The sequence below is a fragment of the Novosphingobium sp. THN1 genome (genome assembly GCF_003454795.1).
Taxonomy (GTDB): domain Bacteria; phylum Pseudomonadota; class Alphaproteobacteria; order Sphingomonadales; family Sphingomonadaceae; genus Novosphingobium.
Window position 1 is genome coordinate 2853124 of record NZ_CP028347.1, and the last position, 20094, is coordinate 2873217.

At 62.7% G+C, this 20094-nt stretch carries 22 protein-coding genes and 1 pseudogene; 12 read left to right on the forward strand and 11 right to left on the reverse strand.

Translation table 11 applies throughout. The annotated features are described in order from the left end of the window. Positions 1-61: 61 nt before the first annotated feature. Entirely contained in the window at positions 62-2065 is a 2004-nt protein-coding gene (gene rpoD, locus C7W88_RS14150) for an RNA polymerase sigma factor RpoD (protein WP_118074020.1), read from the forward strand. Positions 2066-2187: 122 nt separating this feature from the next. Next, complete coding sequence (locus tag C7W88_RS14155) at positions 2188-2892, forward strand: FkbM family methyltransferase (RefSeq protein ID WP_240344685.1); 705 nt, start codon at positions 2188-2190, stop codon at positions 2890-2892. Between the two features lie 291 nt (positions 2893-3183). On the opposite strand, the gene C7W88_RS14160 is transcribed toward C7W88_RS14155, so the two are convergent. Then, positions 3184-3639 (reverse strand): DUF3237 domain-containing protein, encoded by a 456-nt coding sequence (locus C7W88_RS14160; RefSeq protein ID WP_118074022.1) that lies wholly within the window; start codon positions 3637-3639, stop codon positions 3184-3186. After that, the gene (locus C7W88_RS14165) at positions 3636-4928 is read right to left on the reverse strand and encodes a flavin-dependent oxidoreductase (RefSeq protein WP_118074023.1); all 1293 of its coding nucleotides are present in this window, start codon (positions 4926-4928) and stop codon (positions 3636-3638) included. Before C7W88_RS14165 ends, C7W88_RS14160 begins: the two co-directional genes overlap by 4 nt. A gap of 200 nt (positions 4929-5128) precedes the next feature. Here C7W88_RS14165 and rpiB point away from each other — a divergent pair, with 200 nt between their 5' ends. The 5 genes from rpiB to C7W88_RS14190 are packed head-to-tail and all read left to right on the forward strand — an operon-like array spanning position 5129 to position 8324. After that, a complete protein-coding gene (gene rpiB, locus C7W88_RS14170) occupies positions 5129-5566 on the forward strand; it encodes a ribose 5-phosphate isomerase B (RefSeq protein WP_118074024.1) in 438 nt (145 codons plus the stop codon). A gap of 13 nt (positions 5567-5579) precedes the next feature. Further along, on the forward strand, positions 5580-6890 hold the full coding sequence (gene glyA / locus C7W88_RS14175) for a serine hydroxymethyltransferase (protein ID WP_039331262.1): 1311 nt from the start codon (positions 5580-5582) through the stop codon (positions 6888-6890). Positions 6891-6894: 4 nt separating this feature from the next. Further along, positions 6895-7101, forward strand: a complete 207-nt coding sequence (locus tag C7W88_RS14180) for a hypothetical protein (RefSeq protein ID WP_118074025.1) — start codon at positions 6895-6897, stop codon at positions 7099-7101. 3 nt (positions 7102-7104) lie between these two features. After that, the gene (nrdR, locus tag C7W88_RS14185) at positions 7105-7569 is read left to right on the forward strand and encodes a transcriptional regulator NrdR (RefSeq protein ID WP_039331266.1); all 465 of its coding nucleotides are present in this window, start codon (positions 7105-7107) and stop codon (positions 7567-7569) included. Positions 7570-7571: 2 nt separating this feature from the next. After that, on the forward strand, positions 7572-8324 hold the full coding sequence (locus tag C7W88_RS14190) for an RNA methyltransferase (protein ID WP_118074026.1): 753 nt from the start codon (positions 7572-7574) through the stop codon (positions 8322-8324). Between the two features lie 3 nt (positions 8325-8327). On the opposite strand, the gene C7W88_RS14195 is transcribed toward C7W88_RS14190, so the two are convergent. Next, positions 8328-8849, reverse strand: coding sequence for a chorismate mutase (locus C7W88_RS14195; protein WP_205525191.1), 522 nt, complete (start codon positions 8847-8849; stop codon positions 8328-8330). Here C7W88_RS14195 and rpsD point away from each other — a divergent pair. Both rpsD and C7W88_RS14205 read left to right on the forward strand, forming a co-directional pair. Further along, complete coding sequence (rpsD, locus tag C7W88_RS14200; protein WP_118074028.1) at positions 8836-9447, forward strand: 30S ribosomal protein S4; 612 nt, start codon at positions 8836-8838, stop codon at positions 9445-9447. The genes C7W88_RS14195 and rpsD overlap by 14 nt on opposite strands. Positions 9448-9595: 148 nt before the next feature. Beyond that, positions 9596-9793, forward strand: coding sequence for a hypothetical protein (locus tag C7W88_RS14205; RefSeq protein WP_118074029.1), 198 nt, complete (start codon positions 9596-9598; stop codon positions 9791-9793). On the opposite strand, the gene tgt is transcribed toward C7W88_RS14205, so the two are convergent. Next, positions 9790-10914, reverse strand: a complete 1125-nt coding sequence (tgt, locus tag C7W88_RS14210; protein ID WP_118074030.1) for a tRNA guanosine(34) transglycosylase Tgt — start codon at positions 10912-10914, stop codon at positions 9790-9792. The genes C7W88_RS14205 and tgt overlap by 4 nt on opposite strands. A 77-nt stretch (positions 10915-10991) precedes the next feature. On the opposite strand from tgt, the gene C7W88_RS14215 reads away from it, so the two are divergent. Then, positions 10992-11759, forward strand: coding sequence for a TSUP family transporter (locus tag C7W88_RS14215; RefSeq protein WP_118074787.1), 768 nt, complete (start codon positions 10992-10994; stop codon positions 11757-11759). Here the strand turns inward: C7W88_RS14215 and C7W88_RS14220 are convergent. From C7W88_RS14220 to C7W88_RS14245, 6 genes and pseudogenes are all read right to left on the reverse strand, one after another. Then, positions 11756-12946 (reverse strand): cytochrome P450, encoded by a 1191-nt coding sequence (locus C7W88_RS14220; protein WP_118074031.1) that lies wholly within the window; start codon positions 12944-12946, stop codon positions 11756-11758. The genes C7W88_RS14215 and C7W88_RS14220 overlap by 4 nt on opposite strands. Positions 12947-13008: 62 nt before the next feature. After that, positions 13009-14037 (reverse strand): tRNA preQ1(34) S-adenosylmethionine ribosyltransferase-isomerase QueA, encoded by a 1029-nt coding sequence (queA, locus tag C7W88_RS14225; RefSeq protein WP_118074032.1) that lies wholly within the window; start codon positions 14035-14037, stop codon positions 13009-13011. Between the two features lie 41 nt (positions 14038-14078). Continuing rightward, a complete protein-coding gene (locus C7W88_RS14230; protein ID WP_118074788.1) occupies positions 14079-14759 on the reverse strand; it encodes a peptidylprolyl isomerase in 681 nt (226 codons plus the stop codon). A gap of 80 nt (positions 14760-14839) precedes the next feature. Then, positions 14840-15352, reverse strand: coding sequence for a pantetheine-phosphate adenylyltransferase (coaD, locus tag C7W88_RS14235; protein ID WP_118074033.1), 513 nt, complete (start codon positions 15350-15352; stop codon positions 14840-14842). Beyond that, positions 15352-16247: pseudogene (locus tag C7W88_RS14240) on the reverse strand (polyprenyl synthetase family protein). The gene coaD and the pseudogene C7W88_RS14240 overlap by 1 nt, the downstream one beginning before the upstream one ends. 14 nt (positions 16248-16261) lie before the next feature. Beyond that, a complete protein-coding gene (locus C7W88_RS14245) occupies positions 16262-16525 on the reverse strand; it encodes an exodeoxyribonuclease VII small subunit (protein ID WP_118074034.1) in 264 nt (87 codons plus the stop codon). Between the two features lie 71 nt (positions 16526-16596). Here C7W88_RS14245 and C7W88_RS14250 point away from each other — a divergent pair, with 71 nt between their 5' ends. Both C7W88_RS14250 and purL read left to right on the forward strand, forming a co-directional pair. Beyond that, positions 16597-16992: a DUF2177 family protein gene (locus C7W88_RS14250; protein ID WP_118074035.1), complete on the forward strand. Its 396-nt coding sequence runs from the start codon at positions 16597-16599 to the stop codon at positions 16990-16992. 42 nt (positions 16993-17034) lie between these two features. Continuing rightward, complete coding sequence (purL, locus tag C7W88_RS14255; protein ID WP_118074036.1) at positions 17035-19194, forward strand: phosphoribosylformylglycinamidine synthase subunit PurL; 2160 nt, start codon at positions 17035-17037, stop codon at positions 19192-19194. A 75-nt stretch (positions 19195-19269) separates the two neighbouring features. On the opposite strand, the gene C7W88_RS14260 is transcribed toward purL, so the two are convergent. Next, positions 19270-20076, reverse strand: a complete 807-nt coding sequence (locus C7W88_RS14260) for a Coq4 family protein (protein WP_118074789.1) — start codon at positions 20074-20076, stop codon at positions 19270-19272. Between the last annotated feature and the right edge of the window lie 18 nt (positions 20077-20094).

Below are 20094 nucleotides of genomic sequence, written 5' to 3' on the forward strand. Positions count from 1 at the left end.
TAGCAATAGGCGCAACCGGGTCTGCCAAGGCCCGGCTCTCAGATGGTGGTACCTGGGTTAAATGGCTTCGAACGACAAGACCGATAGCGGCGACGCTCCGCTGATCGACCTCAACGATGCATCGATCAAGAAGCTGATCGCGCGCGCCAAGCGCCGCGGGATCATCACGTATGACGAGCTGAACGAGGCCCTCCCCCAGGACCAGATGTCTTCCGAGCAGATCGAGGACATCATGGCGGCGATCTCCGAGATGGGCGTCAACATCGTCGAGAGCGACGAGGACGCCGTCGATCCGGAAGAGAAGGCGCAGGACGACGAGCTCGACGAAGCCGAGACCGTCGAAGATCGCCCCGACGTCATCAAGCGCAAGGAAACGGTCGAGCGGACCGACGACCCTGTGCGCATGTACCTGCGCGAAATGGGCGCCGTCGAACTGCTCAGCCGCGAAGGCGAAATCGCCATCGCCAAGCGCATCGAAGCAGGGCGTGACACCATGATCATGGGCCTGTGCGAAAGCCCGATCACTTTCCACGCCATCATCCAATGGTCCGACGCGCTCAACGCCGGAGAAATGCAGCTGCGCGAGATCCTCGATCTCGACGCGATGCTTTCGAAGGAGCCTCAGCCCGAAAACCTCTCCGAGGACGGTGAAGAGGCCGAGCCCGAGATCAGCGAAGCTACCGCCGGTCCGACCTTCAAGGAAGAAGAGGACGTCGAGGAGGAAGAAGCCTCCGACGACGAGGACGACGAACTGCGCGAGCGCCGTGCCCGTCCGGCTGAGGAAGAGGAAGAAGACAACACTCTCAGCCTCGCCCAGATGGAAGCACAGCTGAAGCCGGCCGCGCTTGAACGCTTTGCCGAAATCACCTCGCTGTTCCGTGCCTTCGAAAAGGTCCAGGCAGAGCGTCTCGACGCGCTCGGCATGGGCAACGATTTCCCCGCCGCCAAGGAAGCGCAGTACCAGAAGCTGCGCGAAGACCTGACCGCGCAGGTCGAATCGGTGCAGTTCCACGCCTCGAAGATCGAATACCTCGTCGACAATCTCTACGCCTTCAACCGTCGTCTGACGACGCTGGGCGGCCAGATGCTGCGCCTTGCCGAGCGCCACAAGGTCTCGCGCAAGGACTTCCTCGACATGTATGTCGGGCATGAGCTTGACGACGGCTGGCTGCAGGCCTTGGCTGGTCGCGACAAGAAGTGGGCTGCGTTTGCCGCAAACGAAGCTACTCCGGTCGAACGCATTCGTGCCGAGATCGCCGATATCGCAGCCGCCACCGGCATGTCGCTGGGCGAATTCCGCCGCATCGTGAACATGGTCCAGAAGGGCGAGCGCGAAGCGCGCATTGCCAAGAAGGAAATGGTCGAGGCCAACCTGCGCCTCGTGATCTCGATCGCCAAGAAGTACACGAACCGCGGCCTGCAGTTCCTCGACCTCATTCAGGAAGGCAACATCGGCCTGATGAAGGCGGTCGACAAGTTCGAATACCGCCGCGGCTACAAGTTCTCGACCTACGCCACCTGGTGGATCAGGCAGGCGATCACGCGTTCGATCGCCGACCAGGCGCGCACGATCCGCATCCCGGTCCACATGATCGAGACGATCAACAAGCTGGTCCGCACCAGCCGCCAGTTCCTGCACGAGCAGGGCCGCGAACCGACGCCGGAAGAAATGGCCGAGCGTCTGTCGATGCCGCTCGAAAAGGTCCGCAAGGTGATGAAGATCGCCAAGGAGCCGATCTCCCTCGAAACGCCGATCGGTGACGAGGAAGATTCGCACCTCGGCGATTTCATCGAGGACAAGAACGCTATCATTCCGGTCGATGCGGCGATCCAGGCGAACCTCAAGGAAACGGTCACCCGCGTCCTCGCCAGCCTCACCCCGCGTGAAGAGCGCGTGCTGCGCATGCGCTTCGGCATCGGCATGAACACCGATCACACGCTGGAAGAAGTGGGCCAGCAGTTCTCGGTCACCCGCGAACGTATCCGCCAGATCGAGGCCAAGGCGCTGCGCAAGCTCAAGCACCCGTCGCGCTCGCGCAAGATGCGCTCGTTCCTCGACCAGTAAGCGATCCGCTGATGGTAGGCGCTGCCCCCGGACCGGTTCTGGAATGGGGGTATCGTCCCGAAAGTTGGCCAATGCGCGAGCTGCGGCGGCAGTTGCGGGATCTGCAAACGCATTTTCCCGCGATGCGTCGCGCAAAGTTCTCGGCCTATAACCTGGCCACGCGCCACCTTGGCCTGTTTGTTGACCCCGAGATTCGTCTGCTGCGCAAGCTCGCCCCGTTGGGCCTCGCGATCGACGTAGGCGGCAATTGGGGGCAGAGCGTCGTCGCCTTGCAGCGCTATGCACGGCCTCGAAAGATCATCACCATCGAACCGATCCCCACGCTGGCGCAGCAACTTCGCCAGCAGTTTTCCCGGGACAGCGGCGTGGATGTGCGGGAAATGGCGCTCGGTCCGGCGAGCGGCGAACAGCACATCCACGTGCCGCGCTATCGCAACTTCATCTATGACGGCATTGCCTCGCTAGACCGCGAAGCTGCGCTTCATTGGCTTGATGAGCGGCGGATGGCGCGGTTCACACCAGATCGGCTTGTGGTCGACAGCCACAAGGTAAGGATCGAGACGCTCGACGTGCTGGAACTGGCCCCTGATCTCATCAAGATCGACGTTCAGGGCTTCGAATCGCAAGTCATCGGCGGTGGCCTCAAGACGATCGCCACGCATCAGCCTGCGATCATCATCGAGCGGCCCGAGGCGTCTGCTGTCGCAGTCCTCGGCAAGCTGGGCCTGGCGCCTTATGGCTGGAACGGGAAACGCCTCGTGCCGGGCGATCTCACCCGGAAAAACGCGATCTTCCTCTCCGGCCGACACAGCGCCTTGCTGGATTGACATCCGGACCGGTAGTCAATGCTGCTAGGCGGCGTGGACAAATTCCACAGCGCCACGGCTGGAGGCAAAAACCGCCCAGTTCAAGGAGGCGAGGAAGCGCAATATCGGGAATATTGTGCGACGAGCCGACGCTGAAATGGCGGTTTTTGGTCCAGCCCCGCGGGGGTTGCCCTGTAAAAGGCCTTGGCAGCGTTGCTCGGCCTTGAAAGAGACCCACTCTTCCTGCGCCCTCGCGCCTCGCCAAGGCCTTTTACAGGGCAACCGTGGCGCTGTGGAATTTGTCCACGCCGCCTAGTCAATCCTGTAGACCGCAAGGCGCACAGTATTGCCGACCTTCCCGCCCTTTGCGATGAACAGGGCTCGATTCACCCAATCGTATCCGGCATGACCGGTCTCGAGCCGGATTGCTGTGCGCATGTAATACTCGGCCGGGTTGACTTCCTCGCCCCCGGCGATGCGCGCATGCACCTCTGCCGTTGCATGCCGAATGCCCTGGCTGATGACTTCGATCACTGCGCCGTCTTCGGTCTCGACCGCATAACGCGCGTCCAGTTCTGCAATCCCTTCGCGCGAGACGGTCTGCCAGTCGGCCCCGATCGGCAAAATGCGACCGCGGAGCAGCGGACCCTCCGCGTTACCCCCTACAATCGGGATGATCCGCCGGGCACCCATTGGACATTCGCCCATCTCATGGGGCTTGGTCAGTTCGACAACCAGATCGGTCACATGGGTCAGCGCAATGCTCACGCGGGCACCCGGGCAACTCGGGCACCTTCAGGGATCGTCCTTGGCGCACCGTTCAGGCGGTCCTTGGCAAAGCCTGCAGCCTGCTGATAGGCCAGCATGAACGCGCTGCGCTCCGCCGCCGGAATGACATCGTCGATATCTTCGAACTGTCCGCCGCAGCGTTCGTCCACCATATTCAGCAAACCAAAGGGCCCAGCCCCGCGGTTGCGCATCGCCACCTGCCCGATCGGTTCACAGAACTCGCCGTCAAACTGGGCAAGCGCATCGGGCGTAACGCCCCGCTCCACCATGATGCGCCCGATCTGGCGAGCATCGACAATTGCCTGAGACGCGCCGTTGGACCCCGTGGGATACATCGGATGCGCCGCGTCCCCGATCAGCGCAACGGGTCCATCGACCCAGGTCGGCAAGGGATCGCGATCGATCATCGGGTTCTCGTAAGCCATGTCAGACTTTGCCAGCAACGCCGGCAGATCAAGCCAGTCGTAGACGAACCCGTCGAACTCGTGCGCGAACTCCGCCATCTCGACAGGCCTGAACCACCCCGACTTGGTCCAGTCATGACTGGTGTCGTAAGTCTGCTCGGCGATCCAGTTGATATCGGACAAGCCGTCAGCATCCGGGTGCGAGATCGGGTAGATCACCACGCGATGCCGGCTCGTGCCAAGGCCGACAAAGGAGGAACCCGAACGGATCGGCACGCCCTTGGCGGTCCCGCGCCACATGATCGTCCCACCCCAATGGATCGGCGGCTGATCGGGGTGCATCTGCGCACGGATCGCCGAATGTATGCCATCGGCGCCGAAAAGCAGCGTTCCCGCCACCTCCTCGACCTTGCCCGAACGGTCCTCGACCAGCGCGGTAACCGATCCATCCGCTTCCTTGCGATAGCCGGTGACCTTGCTGCCCAGTCTTACCGCCTGTGGGCCAATGCGCTCGATCACCTTGCGGTAGAGCAGCATATGAAATTCGCCCCGATGCACTGCATACTGGTGCCAGTTGTATCCCGCCAGCTTCCCACGCGGCTCGGAATATATCTCTCGCCCATTGAGACCGACCAGAGCCCACTCCCGCGCCGGGATGCCAACCGCATCCATCTCGGCCTCACCAATGCCGAGGTCCTCGAGTTCCCGAACGGCGTTGGGCTGGAGGTTTATGCCGACGCCAAGCGGCTTCAACTCACGAACGGATTCGAAAACCGTGCAGGAGACACCGATCTGGTGCAGGGTCAGTGCAAGCGTAAGCCCGCCAATGCCGCCCCCGGCGATGAGCACGTGTTCCTGCGGCATTTCCGTTCGTCCCGTCCGATCCTGATTGTCGGGCCTTTACGCATCGCACGATCCGGTCGCAACCGCGATGACGCTCCCAGCTGTTAGGATGAGCCCCATCGGGCAGATTTCCCGCAGCGATTTGCGGTGGCTTGTTGCGCTGCAAGAGCCTAAAGGCGCGCCAACGAATCCCCGAATACCGTCGTCGAGTAACGATCCCCATGCGTATCGCCATCGCTTCCGATCATGCCGCTGTCGACCTGAAGGCCGCCCTGCGTGAGTACCTCATCGGCCTCGGCCATGAAGTTGCCGACCTGGGTCCCGAGACGGCCGATCGCGTCGATTATCCTGACTATGGCTACAAGCTGGCCTCGATAGTCGCCGAGGGCATTGCCGAGCGTGGCGTTGCCCTTTGCGGATCAGGCATCGGCATCTCGATCGCGGTAAACCGCGAACCGGCTTGCCGCTGCGCATTGGTTTCCGAACCGCTTTCTGCTGCGCTCGCACGCGAACACAATGACGCGAACGTCATCGCGATGGGCGCACGCCTGACTGGCGAGGACATGGCCAAGGCCTGCCTCGACGCATTTCTCTCCACCGAATTCGGCGGTGGCCGCCATGCCGGCCGCGTCGAAAAGCTTTCCAACCCCGCAATCTGAAGGAGCCCCAGAGATGACCACCGCCACAGCAGCGCCGGAAATCCGCAAAGCCGGCTTCTTCACCGAGCATCTGGAAACGGCCGATGCCGAAGTGTTCGCCGCGATCAAGGGCGAACTGCACCGCCAGCAGACCAAGATCGAGCTGATCGCATCTGAAAACATCACCAGCCGCGCCGTGCTCGAAGCCACGGGTTCGGTCTTCACCAACAAGTACGCCGAAGGCTATCCGGGCAAGCGCTACTATGGTGGCTGCGAGTACGCCGACATCGTCGAGAATCTGGCGATCGAGCGTGCCAAGCAACTGTTCGGCTGCAACTTCGCCAACGTCCAGCCCAACTCGGGCAGCCAGATGAATCAGGCCGTGTTTCTCGCCCTGCTGCAGCCGGGCGACAGCTTCATGGGCCTCGACCTGAATTCGGGCGGTCACCTCACCCACGGCTCGCCAGTCAACATGAGCGGCAAGTGGTTCAATGTGATCCCCTACGGCGTACGCCCTGACGATCACATGATCGACATGGACGAGGTTGCCCGCCTCGCCCGCGAGCACAAGCCCAAGCTGATCATCGCCGGTGGCACCGCCTATTCGCGCACTTGGGACTGGGCTGCCTTCCGCGCCATCGCCGACGAAATCGGCGCATGGCTGCTGGTCGACATGTCGCACATCTCGGGCCTCGTTGCCGGTGGCGCGCATCCTTCGCCCTTCCCGCACGCTCACGTCGTCACCACCACGACGCACAAGAGCCTGCGCGGCCCGCGTTCCGGCGTGATCCTCACCAATGACGAGGATCTGGCCAAGAAGTTCAACACTGCCGTGTTCCCCGGCCTCCAGGGTGGTCCGCTGGTCCACGTCATCGCCGGCAAGGCCGTTGCCTTTGGTGAAGCACTGCGCCCTGAATTCAAGGCCTATGCCCACCAAATCGTCGCCAATGCCAAGGCGCTGGCTGAAAGCATCAAGGACGCAGGGCTGGGCATCGTTTCGGGCGGCACCGACAACCACCTTATGCTGGTTGACCTAACCGCGAAGGACGTGACCGGCAAGGCCGCCGAAAAGGGCCTCGATCGCGCCTGGCTGACCTGCAACAAGAACGGCGTTCCGTTCGACAAGCGCTCGCCTTTCGTCACTTCGGGCATCCGCCTCGGCACGCCGGCCGGCACCACCCGCGGTTTCCGCGAGGAAGAGTTCCGCACCATCGGCAAGCTGATCGTCGAAGTCGTCGATGGCCTTGCGCGCAACGGCGATGAAGGCGATGGTCAGGTCGAACAGCGCGTGCGCGATCGCGTCGCGGAGCTTTGCGCGCAGTTCCCGATCTATCCGGAGCTGTAAGCCTATGAACGACCAGAACGATCTCGCCGCCCGCGCCAAGGACGAACTGTCCGGTATGGCCAAGCAGGGGCTTGCCCACCCATCGACCAAGCCGGTGCTCACCGGTGCGGCAATCGGCGCGGTCGCGGGCGTTCTCCTCCCGGTCGTTTCCTTGCCGCTCGGCCTTGCCGTGGGTGCTGGCGTTGCCTTCTGGCAGAGGATCAAGCGCTAAGCCGTGCGTTGTCCGTTCTGCGCCCATGACAACAGCCAGGTAAAGGACAGCCGGCCGAGCGAGGACAACACCTCGATCCGCCGGCGCCGTCAGTGTGAAGGCTGTGGGGCGCGCTTCACCACGTTCGAGCGCGTGCAGTTGCGTGAGGTCGTCGTGGTGAAAAGCGGAGAGCGACGTGAGCCGTTCGACCGCTTCAAGATCGAACAGTCGGTGTCGCTCGCCTGCCGCAAGCGTCCGGTCGCGCAGGAACGGCTCGACCAGCTCGTCTCGGGCATCCAGCGCCAGATCGAGACCATGGGCGATTCAGAAGTACCGTCCAAGGTCATCGGCGAGATGGTCATGGAAGGCCTGCGCCAGCTAGATAGCGTGGCCTACATCCGCTTTGCCAGCGTCTACCGCGACTTCACCGAAGCGCGCGACTTTGAGGAATTCGCCTCCAGCGTCCAGGAAATGAGCGGCCGCGCCTGACCATGAGTGACACAGAACAGCGCCAACCGGTCATCGTGCTGGTCCGCCCTCAGTTGGGCGAAAACATCGGCAAGGCCGCCCGCGCCATGCTCAATTTCGGCCTCACCGAGATGCGGCTCGTATCTCCGCGCGATGGCTGGCCCAATCCATCCGCCGGTCCCGCCGCCGCTGGTGCCGACAGGGTTCTCGAGAAGGCACAGGTCTTCGAGACACTCGCCGACGCCGTCAGCGATTGCAGCCACGTCTACGCCACCACCGTGCGCAAACGTGGCGTAACCAAGCCGGTTTTGACGCCGGAGCAGGCCGCGAAGGACATCATTGCCGCGCAGGGCCGCAGCGCGATCATTTTCGGGCCGGAACGATCAGGCCTCGAAACGGACGACGTGGCACTTGCCCGCGCCATCATCACAGTGCCGATCAACCCGGAATTCGGATCGCTCAACCTCGCGCAGGCTGTCATCTTGTGCGCGTATGAGTGGTCCAAGCACGTCGATCTGGTTCAGCCTACTGTAGAGGAAATGCTGCCCCCTGCCCCGCAGGAAGAGTTTGAAGGCATGTTCGAACAGCTTTGCACGATGCTTGAGCCGCGTGGCTATTTCGAGCCTGAGGCTCGGGCAGCCGCCACGCGGCGCACATTGCGCACGATGCTGACCAAGCCGGGCTGGAACCATCTCGAAGTGCGCACGATGCGCGGAGTGTTGAGCGCTCTTCGCCGCAAGGAAGGCTCGAAGCCGGGCGACGAGCCGCGCAGTTGACCTTCAGTCGTTGATCGCTCGGTTGCTGCGCTGGGCTTGTATGGCATCTGCGGCGTCGATCAGCCGGTCCCAGAAATCGGTCACAAGCCCGACCGGGATACCGAGCTCGAACGCGCGGCGACGAATCACCGTGAGCTGGGCTTTGCGCTCATCATCAGAAAGCTCTCGTTGGGCCGCAGTGCTTGCAGCCAATCCAAACCGTTGAGACAAAAGCGAAAGTATTTGAAGGTCGATCGCCTCCAAGCCGCCGGAAGCACATTCCAACGGCTGCGACTGGTCAGGACGAGGCGGCCCTTCGTGCATCATTTTCGATAGCACCTTAAAATCACTACCCTGTCTATGGCCGCTGCCCTTGACAAAGCGCTGATTGTCTGTTCTTGGCCGCGCTTCGCAATTGGCCTCGCACTCCCGGTGAAGCGGCGGCCGCATTTCGCAATCGGTGGAATGGTGCGTGTCCGGGACTTGAAGCATCGGCGCGTTTGCCGGTGTACTGCAAATTGAAAGGCAGCGCATGTCCAAGCGCAAGGCATCCAAGTACAAAATTGACCGCCGTCTTGGCGAGAACATCTGGGGTCGTCCCAAGTCGTCGGTGAATCGCCGTTCGTATGGCCCCGGCCAGCACGGCCAGCGCCGCAAGAGCAAGGTCTCGGACTTCGGCATCCAGCTCCGCGCCAAGCAGAAGCTCAAGGGCTATTACGGCGACGTGACCGAGAAGCAGTTCAAGCGCACCTACCAGGAAGCGTCGAAGATGAAGGGCGACACCGGTCAGAACCTGATCGGCCTGCTCGAACAGCGCCTCGACATGGTGGTGTACCGCGCCAAGTTCGCACCGACCATCTTCTCGGCCCGTCAGGTCGTTTCACACGGTCACATCTACGTCAACGGCGTGAAGTGCAACATTGCTTCGCGTCGCGTTCGCCCCGGCGACGTGATCAGCCTCGGCAAGAAGGCCAAGGAAATGGCTCTCATCGCCGAAGCACAGTCGCTGCCCGAGCGTGAAGTTCCCGACTATGTCGCCACCGAAGGCGACAAGGCCACCTTCACCCGCGTTCCGACGCTGGACGAAGTGCCTTATCCGGTGAAGATGGAGCCGAACCTGGTCGTCGAATTCTATTCGCGCTGATCGGTTTCAGGACCACTGCAGAACACGACGAAGGCGGGGCGCAAGCTCCGCCTTTTTCGCGTTTTTAAACAGGCTGTTGCGTTCTGTTTTGCGGGCAAAATTTGCGATTGCGCGGGGAACTATGAAGGCCCGTGGCGATTAGAAAAGCATGTCTCTCTATCGCTTCGTCACCCCCCATCGCATCGGCAAATGGTACCCGGACCTCCTTACCGCACAGCGCCAGGCCTTCGCAATCGGAGCAGGCTTCCTCGATGAGCGAACAGGCGAGTTCTACGCCTACAAGGACACGCGGTTGGAGACGCACGATCCGATGATGCAGAACGGTGCGGAGGACCTTGCCGCCTAACGCGCGAGGTAGTCCCGCCTGAAATCAGCCGCAAAGGCCGTAAAGCGCCCCTCTGCAATCGCCGCACGCATGCCTGCCATGAGCTGCTGGTAAAACCAGAGGTTGTGCTCGGTCAGCAGAATGGCGCCCAGCATCTCGCCTGACTTGTGGAGGTGGTGCAGATAGGCGCGGCTGTACTTGGTGCAAGTCGGGCACGGGCATCGTTCGTCGAGAGGGCCGGTGTCTTCCGCATGTCGGGCGTTGCGCATGTTCACCGGGCCATTCCAGGTAAAGCCCTGCCCGTTGCGACCGGAACGCGTCGGCAGGACGCAGTCGAACATGTCGACCCCGCGCTCGACCGCGCCGACAAGATCGTCGGGCTTGCCAACGCCCATCAGATAGCGCGGCCGATCTGCAGGCAACTGCTGCGGCGCGAATTCGAGCGTGGCGAACATGGCTTCCTGCCCTTCGCCCACGGCAAGGCCACCGATGGCATAGCCGTCGAAACCGATATCGGTCAGGGCGTCAGCACTGTCCTTGCGCAAGCGTTCGTCAAGCGCACCCTGCTGGATGCCGAATAGCGCCGAGCGTTCGGCATGTTCGCCGCCGGCATTGAACGCGTCACGGCTGCGCCTTGCCCAACGCATCGACATTTCCATCGATTTGGCAATCACATCGCGCGGCTGGTCAGCGCGCGGGCACTCATCGAAGCACATCACGATATCGGACCCGAGCAGGCGCTGGATCTCCATCGATCGTTCCGGGCTCAGCAGGTGACGCGAGCCATCGAGGTGGCTGGCGAAAGTCACGCCTTCCTCGGTGATCTTGCGCAAGTCCGACAGGCTCATGACCTGGTAACCGCCACTGTCGGTCAGTATCGGACGGTCCCAGCCGCCGAACTTGTGCAGGCCACCAAGCCGCGCGACGCGCTCTGCTCCGGGCCGGAGCATCAGGTGATACGTGTTGCCAAGGATGATGTCCGCTCCGCTGGCGCGCACGTCCTCCATCTTCATCGCCTTGACCGTCGCGGCAGTACCCACCGGCATGAACGCCGGCGTGCGAATGTCGCCGCGCATCATGCGGATCGTGCCGGTACGCGCTTTTCCGTCGGTGGCGTGGATATCGAAGGCAAAACGGGTCATCGTGCGTAGATCTCGGCAAAAAGAGTGTTGCGGCCCTTAGGCGCAATCGCCAAAGCGCGCAAATGCCAGACCTGCTGATGTTTGAACCTGCCCACCTCGACCTCTGGTTCTATCCGGCGCTGACCTGCGTGGCGGTGCTGTCTGGATTTATCGACGCCGTGGCGGGCGGCGGCGGGCTGGTGATGATGCCGGTGCTGCTGTCCACTCCCCTGCCCCCGCACGTTGTGCTCGGGACCAACAAGATCCAGTCGATGTGCGGCACCTCGATGGCGACTTGGCGCTATCACAAGGCCGGCCTGTTCAGCTTCCGCAAGAACGCGCCAACGGCGGCCATAGTCTTTGCCGGCGCAATGGCAGGATCGCTGGCAATTCAGCATCTTAGCGCCAATGTCCTGAAACTGGTCGTGCCTGTACTGCTGATCTCGGTAGCCCTGTACACGGTCTTTTCGCCGGGCATGACCGACGAGGATCGCCACGGCCACCTGTCGGAGCGCGGCTACATGCCTGTGGGCGCCGGGGTCGCCTTCTACGATGGATTCTTCGGTCCCGGCGCGGGGCAGTTCTTCGCGACGACGTTGGTGGGATTGCGCGGCATGGGACTCACCCGCGCCACCGGCCTGACGAAATTTCTCAACGTCACCAGCAACATAGCCAGTGTGATCGTGTTCAGCATCGGCGGCCAGGCAATGTGGATTCTTGGGGCTTGCATGGGCGTGGGCGCCATGACCGGCGCGTGGATCGGCTCGCACTATGCCACCAAGTTTGGGGCGAAAGTCATTCGCCCGCTGCTCGTCATAGTTAGCATCGGGCTTACGGTTCGACTTGTATGGGGTTGGTTTTCCTAGGGATTCCAGACCAGCGGAATTGCGGTGCAGGCGCCAACGTTGCCGCCCTTCATGGTGACCGGCTTGGTTGGATCGAGCCTCACCTCGGGCATGCCCGCAAGCCATTCCTCAAGAAAGACAATCACTTCCATGCGAGCAAGGCCTGCACCGACGCAGCGGTGGGCGCCGACGCCCATCGTGGTGTGCCGGATCGGCGCCATGCCACGGTCGAACCGCACTTCCTCCGGAGCAGAAAAGCTTTTCGGATCAAGGTTATGCAGCACGCTGGGAAGGTAGACGAGATCGCCCGTGCGTATGGTCACGCCGTCAATTTGGATATCTCCAACTGCATTGCGACTCACGGCGACTGTCGGGTAGCGACGCATCAACTCATCGGCAACTCCGGGCAACTCCCGGGGGTTGTCGCGCATCCATTTCTGGTCCTCGGGGTGCCTCGCCAAATGCAAGGCAACCATCCCGATCATCGCCGCCACTGTATCGAGCCCACCGAACAGAAGATTGCGACACATCCGCCGCGCTTCGTCCACTGTCCACGGCCTGCCGTCGACCGGTTCCGACAGGATGTGGCTGAACAGATCGTCGCCGGGCTGCGCCATGCGCTTCTGGATGAAGGGCCAGAGATAGTCGTCAGCCGCCTGCTTGAGCTGCTCCACCGTCATCGAGCCGTCAGGGCGCGTAAGCTGGACGCCAAGTTGGCGCAGGCGGGGACGGTCTTCCAGCGGAACGTCGATCAGGGTGAGGAAGATGTTGAGCGGGAGTATTTCGGCAAAGTCGCTCACGAAATCGCACTCGCCGCGCGGGCGCAGACCCTCGATCAATTCGCGCGCCACTTCGCGCACCTTGGGTTCAAGCGCGACGACGAAGCGGGAGGCGAGGCCCTTCATCACGGGCATGCGATAGGCCTTGTGCGCTGCGCCGTCTTCCTGCAGCGGAATGAACTGCATGACGTCGCCAAGGCCCGGCGTGACGGCAAGGCACTGATTGGAGAGCCTTTCGGCGTCGCCCCAGAGCTGGCGGACAATATCACCCCGCGAAGCGATCCAATGGCCGCCATTGGCCGTGGTCCAGACCAGACCGGGGCCATCAAGCAGCGTTTTCCAGGCAGCAAAGTAGTCGGTCTCGACGCCGGGCGGATTGAAGATATCGAAATCCACCACGCGGTCGGTCGGAACGTGCGCCGGAATCATGTCATCCTCCCAATCTTGTTGGAGGCAAGGCTAGCGCGAGGAAGGCCGACGCAAACTGCGCTTTATGGCAGGAGCAGGCTGGAATCGCCGTAGGAATAGAAGCGGTAGCCGCTCGCAATGGCATGGGCATAGGCCGCCTGCATCCGCTCCAACCCCATCAGCGCGGAGACCAGCATGAACAGCGTGGACTTGGGCAGGTGGAAGTTGGTCATCAACCCGTCGATGGCGCGGAAAGTGTAACCGGGGGTGATGAAAATTGCGGTGTCGCCTTCGAACGGACGGATGCGTTTGTCCTCGCCCGCCGCACTTTCCAGCAGTCGCAGCGAGGTTGTCCCCACCGCAATCACGCGGTTGCCTGCAGCGCGGGCGGCATTGAGACGGTCTGCCGTGGCAGCGTCGATCGTGCCCCATTCGGAGTGCATCTGGTGATCGGCCGTGTCGTCGGCCTTGACCGGCAGGAACGTGCCCGCGCCGACATGGAGGGTAAGCGTTTCTGTGCGAATACCCCGTGCGGCGATCGCATCCATCAGGCGCGGGGTGAAGTGCAGTGCGGCAGTGGGAGCCGCTACAGCGCCGTCCTTGGCAGCGAACATGGTCTGGTAGTCTTCGCGGTCCTGCTCGTCAGTCGGGCGCTTGCCGGCAATATAGGGCGGCAGGGGCATCTGCCCTGCCCGCTCCAGAAGGACCTCGACCGGCTCTTCGCCGGGAAAGAACAGCGTCCAGCTGCCATCGGCAAAGCGGCTTTCGGCAAAGGCGGTCACGCCGGCGCCGAACATGATTTCATCGCCCTCGCGCAAGCGCTTGCCGTTGCGGACAAAGGCCTGCCAGCGGCGCAGGTCGATCCGCTTGTGGAGTGTTGCGCCGATGCGTGCTTCACCGCGTTGCCCTTCAAGCTGGGCCGGAATCACACGCGTGTCGTTGAACACCAGCACATCGCCGGGATTCAACAGCGTGGGCAGATCTAGCACCGTAAGGTCGCGGAACGGCCCGTCTGTGCCGACGCCAAGCAGCCGCGCCGAATCGCGCGGCCGCGCCGGACGCAGGGCAATGTTTTCCTGAGGCAGTTCGAAGTCGAAGAGGTCAACGCGCATGGGCGCGCCCTAGCCGCAATCGGGCGAGGATTCGAGACCTCTTAGTTTGACGTAGAATTGCTGAGCATATCCGCCGTGATCGCAGCCGGCGCTGCTGGCGCGACCGGAGCCGGGGCCGCCTTGTTGTCGGCGGCAATCGAAGCCTGGACGATCTTGGTCGGGTTCTGCGGCGGTTCCCCGCGCACGATCGCATCGACATAGTCCATGCCAGCGATCACGCGACCGAAGTTGGTGTACTTGTGATCGAGCGCAAAGCGCGGATAGAACACGATGAAGAACTGGCTGTTCGCCGTATCCGGCTCGTTCGTGCGGGCCATCGACACGGTGCCGCGGACGTGCGGGACCGCGTTGAATTCGGCCTTGAGGTCAGGAAGTGGCGAACCGCCCTGCCCTGTGCCCGTCGGATCGCCGGTCTGCGCCATGAAACCATCGATCACGCGATGGAAGATAACGCCGTTGTAAAAGCCCTCGCGGACCAGCGTCTTGATCCGCTCGACGTGGCTGGGCGCCCACTCCGGCATGAGCCGTATGGCAACGCGCCCACCATTGGAAAGATCGAGATAAAGGATATTCTCGCGATCCGCCGTCTGGTCGGCGTTCACGACGTAGTTCAAGGGCTTTGGCGCGGGCGCGGCAGCTTCTTCCTGCTTGTCCTTCGCCATGGCCGGCGAGGCAATCAGGGCAGCGCCAAGCGCAAGTGCGGTGAGAAAGCGCGAAACCATGGAACAGTCGAACTCCGGATAGCCTGCAGCGCCGATAGGCTTCTCGCGCTGTCGCTGCAATGAACGATTGCCGTTCTGTTTCAGTAGTCGCCCAGACGACCACGCTCCTCGACCCTGGCGACAACTTCGTCGCGGATCATCGGAGTCACGAAATCGGCGATCTCGCCGCCGAACAGGGCAATTTCCTTGACCAGTTTCGATGCGATCGGTTGCAGGCTGACGTCGGCCATGAGGAACACCGTTTCAATCTCGGCATCAAGCTGCTGGTTCATGCCGGCCATCTGGTATTCGTACTCGAAGTCGGCCACGGCGCGCAGTCCGCGCACGATCACCGAAGCACCTTGCGCACGGGCGAACTTCATCAGCAGCGCATTGAAGCCCACAACCTCGACGTTATCGATGCCTTGATCGGCAACTTCGCGGCTGACCATGGCCATGCGCTCATCCGGCGTGAACATCGGGTTCTTCGAAGGATTGGTGGTGACGCCGATGATCAGCTTGTCGACCAGCTTGGCCCCGCGCCGGATGATATCGAGGTGGCCGAGCGTGATCGGGTCGAACGTGCCCGGATAGACGCCGATACGCTGCGCCATCAGTGATTCCTCTCGACAATGAAGCGCGCAAGTTCGCGCAGAAGATCGGCTTCGGGCCGTAGCTCGCCAGAAACTCGATCGCTTGATCGACCAGAATGCGCGCCTGTTCGCGAGCGCGGTCTGCACCCAGCAGCGACAGGAAGGTTTCCTTGCCTTGGGCCTCATCCTTGCGCAGCGCCTTGCCGGCAGCCGCTTCATCGCCCTCGGCATCCAGCAGATCGTCGGCGATCTGGAATGCAAGGCCGATGTCGCGGGCATAGCCGCGCAAATGCGTGCGGCCTTCAGGCGGCACCTTGCCGAGAATTGCGCCCATTTCCACCGATGCGGACAGCAGGGCACCAGTCTTGAGCTGCTGCAGGCGCGTAACCGTGGGCAGATCGAAACTGGAGGTTTCGGCCACGATGTCCATCATCTGACCGCCGCACATGCCGTTCATGCCGCTGGCTGTGGCAAGCGTGCGGATGAGTTCGATACGGGTGAATGGATCGCCGCTGGTGGCAGGATCCGACAGAACCTCGAACGCGAAATCGTGGAGTGCGTCGCCAGCAAGCACTGCCGCAGCATCGTCAAAAGCGAGATGCACGGTGGGCTTGCCATGCCGCAAGGCGTCATTGTCCATGCACGGCAAGTCGTCATGGATCAGCGAATAGACGTGGATTGCCTCGATCGCGGTGCCGACGCGGACCGCCGCTTCACGTGACACGCCGAACAGTGCAGCCGTTGCGCAGACCAGCAGCGGGCGGACGCGCTTGCCACCGCCGATGGTGGCATAGCGCATGGCCTCCACCAGCCTGTCGCGCGGGTCACCGGGAATGGGCAGGAGCAGGTCGAAGCTGTTGTCGATGTCCTCGGCAATCGCCTTGAGCGCAGGCTTTAGCAGACCGGTATCGGCCATGGCGGAAGCTCCGATCAGCCCTGGGTTTCGTCGAACGGGCGAAGGCCCTGCGGCTTGCCGTCACGATCGGCCACGATGGCCTCGATACGCGCCTGCGCCGCGTCAAGCCGCGCCTGGCAGTGCGCGCGCAGGGCATCGCCGCGCGCATAGAGATCGATCGATTCATCGAGCGGGGCATCGCCGCTTTCCAGCCGCCGCACGACTGTTTCGAGTTCCTTCAGAGCCTCTTCGAAGCTGAGGCCAGCGATGCTTGATGCGATATCAGGTGCGGTTCCCATTGGGGCAGCATTGACGGGGCCATGGGGCGCGGTCAAGCTTCGATCCGCAACAAGCCGGGGACCTGCACTTCATGCAATACGTAATCGCCTATGTGGCAGCCGCCGTGGTGTTCGGCGCCATGGATGCCGTGTGGCTGGGCTGGGCCGGGTCGAAGCTTTATCGTCCGGCGTTGGGCGATCTGCTGGCGCCGCAATTTCGGGCGGGGCCAGCGATCGTGTTCTACCTGCTCTACCTTGCCGGCATGATGTGGTTCGCGGTGCGGCCGGGCCTGTCGCAAGGTCTAGGCGCCACGGCGCTGAACGCCGCGATCCTCGGTGCGATGTGCTACATGACCTACGATCTGACCAGCCAAGCCGTGCTGGCACGCTGGCCGGTGCACGTTACCGTGATCGACGTGATCTGGGGGACGTTCGCGACGACGGTGGCCGCTACGGCGGCGACATGGGTTGCGCTCAAATTCGCCTGACAGGACTAGCCTACACGCGCCCACATCGCTAAGGCGCGCGCCATGTCCGAAATCACGCCAGATGTCGTCGCCGCCCATGGGCTGTCCGAGGAAGAGTACCAGCGCGTCCTGAACGCGCTCGGGCGCGAGCCGAACCTTGTCGAGCTCGGCATCTTCTCGGTCATGTGGTCGGAGCACTGCTCCTACAAGTCGAGCCGCATCCACCTCAAGAAGCTGCCCACTTCGGCGCCTTGGGTGATCTGTGGCCCTGGCGAGAATGCGGGCGTGATCGACATCGGCGACGGGCAGGCCGCCATCTTCAAGATGGAAAGCCACAACCACCCCTCCTACATCGAGCCCTATCAGGGCGCGGCGACGGGCGTTGGCGGCATCCTGCGCGACGTGTTCACCATGGGCGCGCGCCCGGTGGCGAACATGAACGCGCTGCGCTTTGGCCGCCCGGATCACCCGAAGATGAAGCACCTCGTGCAGGGCGTGGTCGCGGGCATCGGTGGCTATGGCAACTGCGTCGGCGTGCCGACGGTGGGTGGCGAGACCAACTTCCACAAGGCCTATGACGGCAACATCCTCGTCAACGCGATGACCGTGGGCGTGGCCGATACCGACAAGATCTTCTATTCGGCCGCCACCGGCCTCGGCAACCCGATCGTCTACGTCGGCTCCAAGACCGGCCGTGACGGCATCCACGGCGCGACCATGGCTTCGGCTGACTTTGACGAGAAGTCGGACGAGAAGCGCCCGACCGTGCAGGTTGGCGATCCCTTCACCGAAAAGCTGCTGATCGAGGCCTGCCTCGAGCTGATGGCCACAGATGCCATCGTCGCGATTCAGGACATGGGCGCTGCGGGCCTGACCTCCTCGTCGGTCGAAATGGCGACCAACGGCAAGGCCGGCATCATCCTCGACATGGACAAGGTGCCGTGCCGCGAAGAGGGTATGACGCCCTATGAGATGATGCTCTCGGAAAGCCAGGAGCGCATGCTCATGGTGCTCAAGCCCGGCAAGGAAGCCATGGCCGAGGCGATCTTCCGCAAATGGGAGCTGGACTTTGCCGTGATCGGCGAAGTGACCGACACCGGCCACATGGTGCTGAAGTTCAAGGGCGAGACGGTCTGCGATATTCCACTCGGGCCGCTTGCCGAAGACGCGCCACTCTATGACCGCCCTGCCCTGTCGCTGGCAGACTACAAGGCCTGGGCGAATGTCGCTCCACTGGGATCGGTACCGGAGAGCGCGGACATTGGCGCTGATCTGGTCAAGCTGATTGGCTGCCCGGACCTCGCCAACCGTCGCTGGATCTTCGAGCAATACGACTCGCAGGTCGGTGCCGATACGCTGCAGAAGTCTGGTGGCGATGCTGCTGTAGTGCGCATCCATGGTTCGAAGAAGGCGCTGGCCATCAGCACCGACTGCACGCCGCGCTATTGCTATGCCGATCCCTATGAAGGCGGCAAGCAGGCCGTGGCCGAGACGTGGCGCAACATCTGCGCGGTGGGTGCGCGCCCGCTGGCGATCACCAACTGCCTCAACTTCGCCAACCCGCAGCGCCCTGAAATCATGGCGCAGATCGTCCAGGCCCTGAACGGCATGGGCGATGCGTGCCGCGCGCTCGATTACCCGATCGTTTCGGGCAACGTCTCGCTCTACAACGAATCGAAGGCGACCGGTGGTGGCTCGGCCATCCTGCCGACACCGGCGATTGGCGGCGTGGGCCTGATGCTCGATCACGAGGTGATGGCCACGGTCGCGTTCAAGAACGAAGGCGACGAGATCTGGCTGGTCGGTGGCGAAGGTTCACATCTGGGCCAGTCGCTGTACTTGCGCGAAGTGCATGGCCGCGAAGACGGCGAGGCGCCCGCGGTCGATCTGGCGGTGGAACGCAAGAACGGCGAGCAGGTGCGCGACTGGATCGCTGCCGGGATGCTGACCGCTGTCCATGACATCTCGGATGGCGGCCTGCTGGTGGCGCTGACCGAGATGGCACTGGCTGGAGGCAAGGGTTGCACGCTTGACGTGGGCCTGACTACGGCCGCGGCTTTCGGCGAGGACCAGTCGCGCTATGTGGTCACAACCAAGGCCGGCGAAGTGCTCGAAGGCGCGACCAAGCTTGGTACGGTCGGTGGCTCGCAGGTGGCGGGCGTCGAACTTGCCGTGCTGCGTGAAGCGAACGAGGCGTTCTTCCGGGACTGGATGGAGGCTTAACAGCCCCTCCGACCTGCCTGCGGCAGTCCACCTCCCCGTTTGTCCAACGGAAAAACGGGGAGGATCAAGATGTTTTCAGGCCGCGAGCTTGGCGGCGTTCTTGCCGAGCAGGTCATAAGGGTCGATACCCATGCCGCGCCAGATGCCATGCGCCTGCTTGTAGCGCGCGGCAGGGGTGATGTTCAGGCGCGCGCGGACCTCTTCGATCGGTAGCGGCAGGAGTTCCCTGATCGACTGCTCGCACAGGCGCGGGCAGGCCTTGCCGAGGCGCTGGCCTTCCCGCACCGCACGCAGCACCGGAGCGCTGCGCTTCGTCTGGCGGTTGATGTTCATGCCAGCCATGTAGCCGATGAACAGATGTGCCGGGCTTGGCTGCTGACTGTAGGTGAAGGCGAGGACGCAGGCCTCACCCAGCGCATCGCGGCCGTAGCCGGTCAGCACGTGCAGCATATCGTGCACATCGCGCATGCGGTTGAGGTACCACAGGAACTGGTCCTCGAAACGCTCACGCTTGGCGGCGAAACGATCGAACTCGTCGACCAGACCTTGGGCGGTCAAGCCCTCGCTCTCCATGAAATCGCAGTAGGCGTGGGCCAGAGATCCCTTGGGCGTCTGGCGCAGGGCAGCGTGATCGTCGAGAATCGCCGGGAGATAGGGCTCTGTCACACGTAGGGCCTGGCCGCGCTCACTGCGCAGGAAAGCCTCTGCCCGCTCACGCAGGTTCCGCCACGGCAGCGCCTCGAAGATGTGGAACACCTCCTCGGTGTTTTCCTTGTCCTTCAGGAGGTTCTGGAAATGGTGCCATGCCTTGAGCGGCTGCATCCGCATCTGCGGACGGCGCTCGTCGTAGATTGGCAGGTCGGCACTCAACGCACCGGTCATGGCGTTCACGTCGATTCT

What these genes read in the sequence shown, in the direction of transcription:
- rpoD (WP_118074020.1), top strand. Translation starts at nt 62, where the DNA reads ATGGCTTCGAACGACAAGACCGATAGCGGCGACGCTCCGCTGATCGAC.
- C7W88_RS14155 (WP_240344685.1), top strand. Translation starts at nt 2,188, where the DNA reads ATGCGTCGCGCAAAGTTCTCGGCCTATAACCTGGCCACGCGCCACCTT.
- C7W88_RS14165 (WP_118074023.1), bottom strand. Translation starts at nt 4,928, where the DNA reads ATGCCGCAGGAACACGTGCTCATCGCCGGGGGCGGCATTGGCGGGCTT.
- rpiB (WP_118074024.1), top strand. Translation starts at nt 5,129, where the DNA reads ATGCGTATCGCCATCGCTTCCGATCATGCCGCTGTCGACCTGAAGGCC.
- glyA (WP_039331262.1), top strand. Translation starts at nt 5,580, where the DNA reads ATGACCACCGCCACAGCAGCGCCGGAAATCCGCAAAGCCGGCTTCTTC.
- C7W88_RS14180 (WP_118074025.1), top strand. Translation starts at nt 6,895, where the DNA reads ATGAACGACCAGAACGATCTCGCCGCCCGCGCCAAGGACGAACTGTCC.
- C7W88_RS14190 (WP_118074026.1), top strand. Translation starts at nt 7,572, where the DNA reads ATGAGTGACACAGAACAGCGCCAACCGGTCATCGTGCTGGTCCGCCCT.
- rpsD (WP_118074028.1), top strand. Translation starts at nt 8,836, where the DNA reads ATGTCCAAGCGCAAGGCATCCAAGTACAAAATTGACCGCCGTCTTGGC.
- C7W88_RS14205 (WP_118074029.1), top strand. Translation starts at nt 9,596, where the DNA reads ATGTCTCTCTATCGCTTCGTCACCCCCCATCGCATCGGCAAATGGTAC.
- tgt (WP_118074030.1), bottom strand. Translation starts at nt 10,914, where the DNA reads ATGACCCGTTTTGCCTTCGATATCCACGCCACCGACGGAAAAGCGCGT.
- C7W88_RS14215 (WP_118074787.1), top strand. Translation starts at nt 10,992, where the DNA reads ATGTTTGAACCTGCCCACCTCGACCTCTGGTTCTATCCGGCGCTGACC.
- C7W88_RS14220 (WP_118074031.1), bottom strand. Translation starts at nt 12,946, where the DNA reads ATGATTCCGGCGCACGTTCCGACCGACCGCGTGGTGGATTTCGATATC.
- queA (WP_118074032.1), bottom strand. Translation starts at nt 14,037, where the DNA reads ATGCGCGTTGACCTCTTCGACTTCGAACTGCCTCAGGAAAACATTGCC.
- C7W88_RS14230 (WP_118074788.1), bottom strand. Translation starts at nt 14,759, where the DNA reads ATGGTTTCGCGCTTTCTCACCGCACTTGCGCTTGGCGCTGCCCTGATT.
- coaD (WP_118074033.1), bottom strand. Translation starts at nt 15,352, where the DNA reads ATGGCGCAGCGTATCGGCGTCTATCCGGGCACGTTCGACCCGATCACG.
- C7W88_RS14245 (WP_118074034.1), bottom strand. Translation starts at nt 16,525, where the DNA reads ATGGGAACCGCACCTGATATCGCATCAAGCATCGCTGGCCTCAGCTTC.
- C7W88_RS14250 (WP_118074035.1), top strand. Translation starts at nt 16,597, where the DNA reads ATGCAATACGTAATCGCCTATGTGGCAGCCGCCGTGGTGTTCGGCGCC.
- purL (WP_118074036.1), top strand. Translation starts at nt 17,035, where the DNA reads ATGTCCGAAATCACGCCAGATGTCGTCGCCGCCCATGGGCTGTCCGAG.
- C7W88_RS14260 (WP_118074789.1), bottom strand. Translation starts at nt 20,076, where the DNA reads ATGACCGGTGCGTTGAGTGCCGACCTGCCAATCTACGACGAGCGCCGT.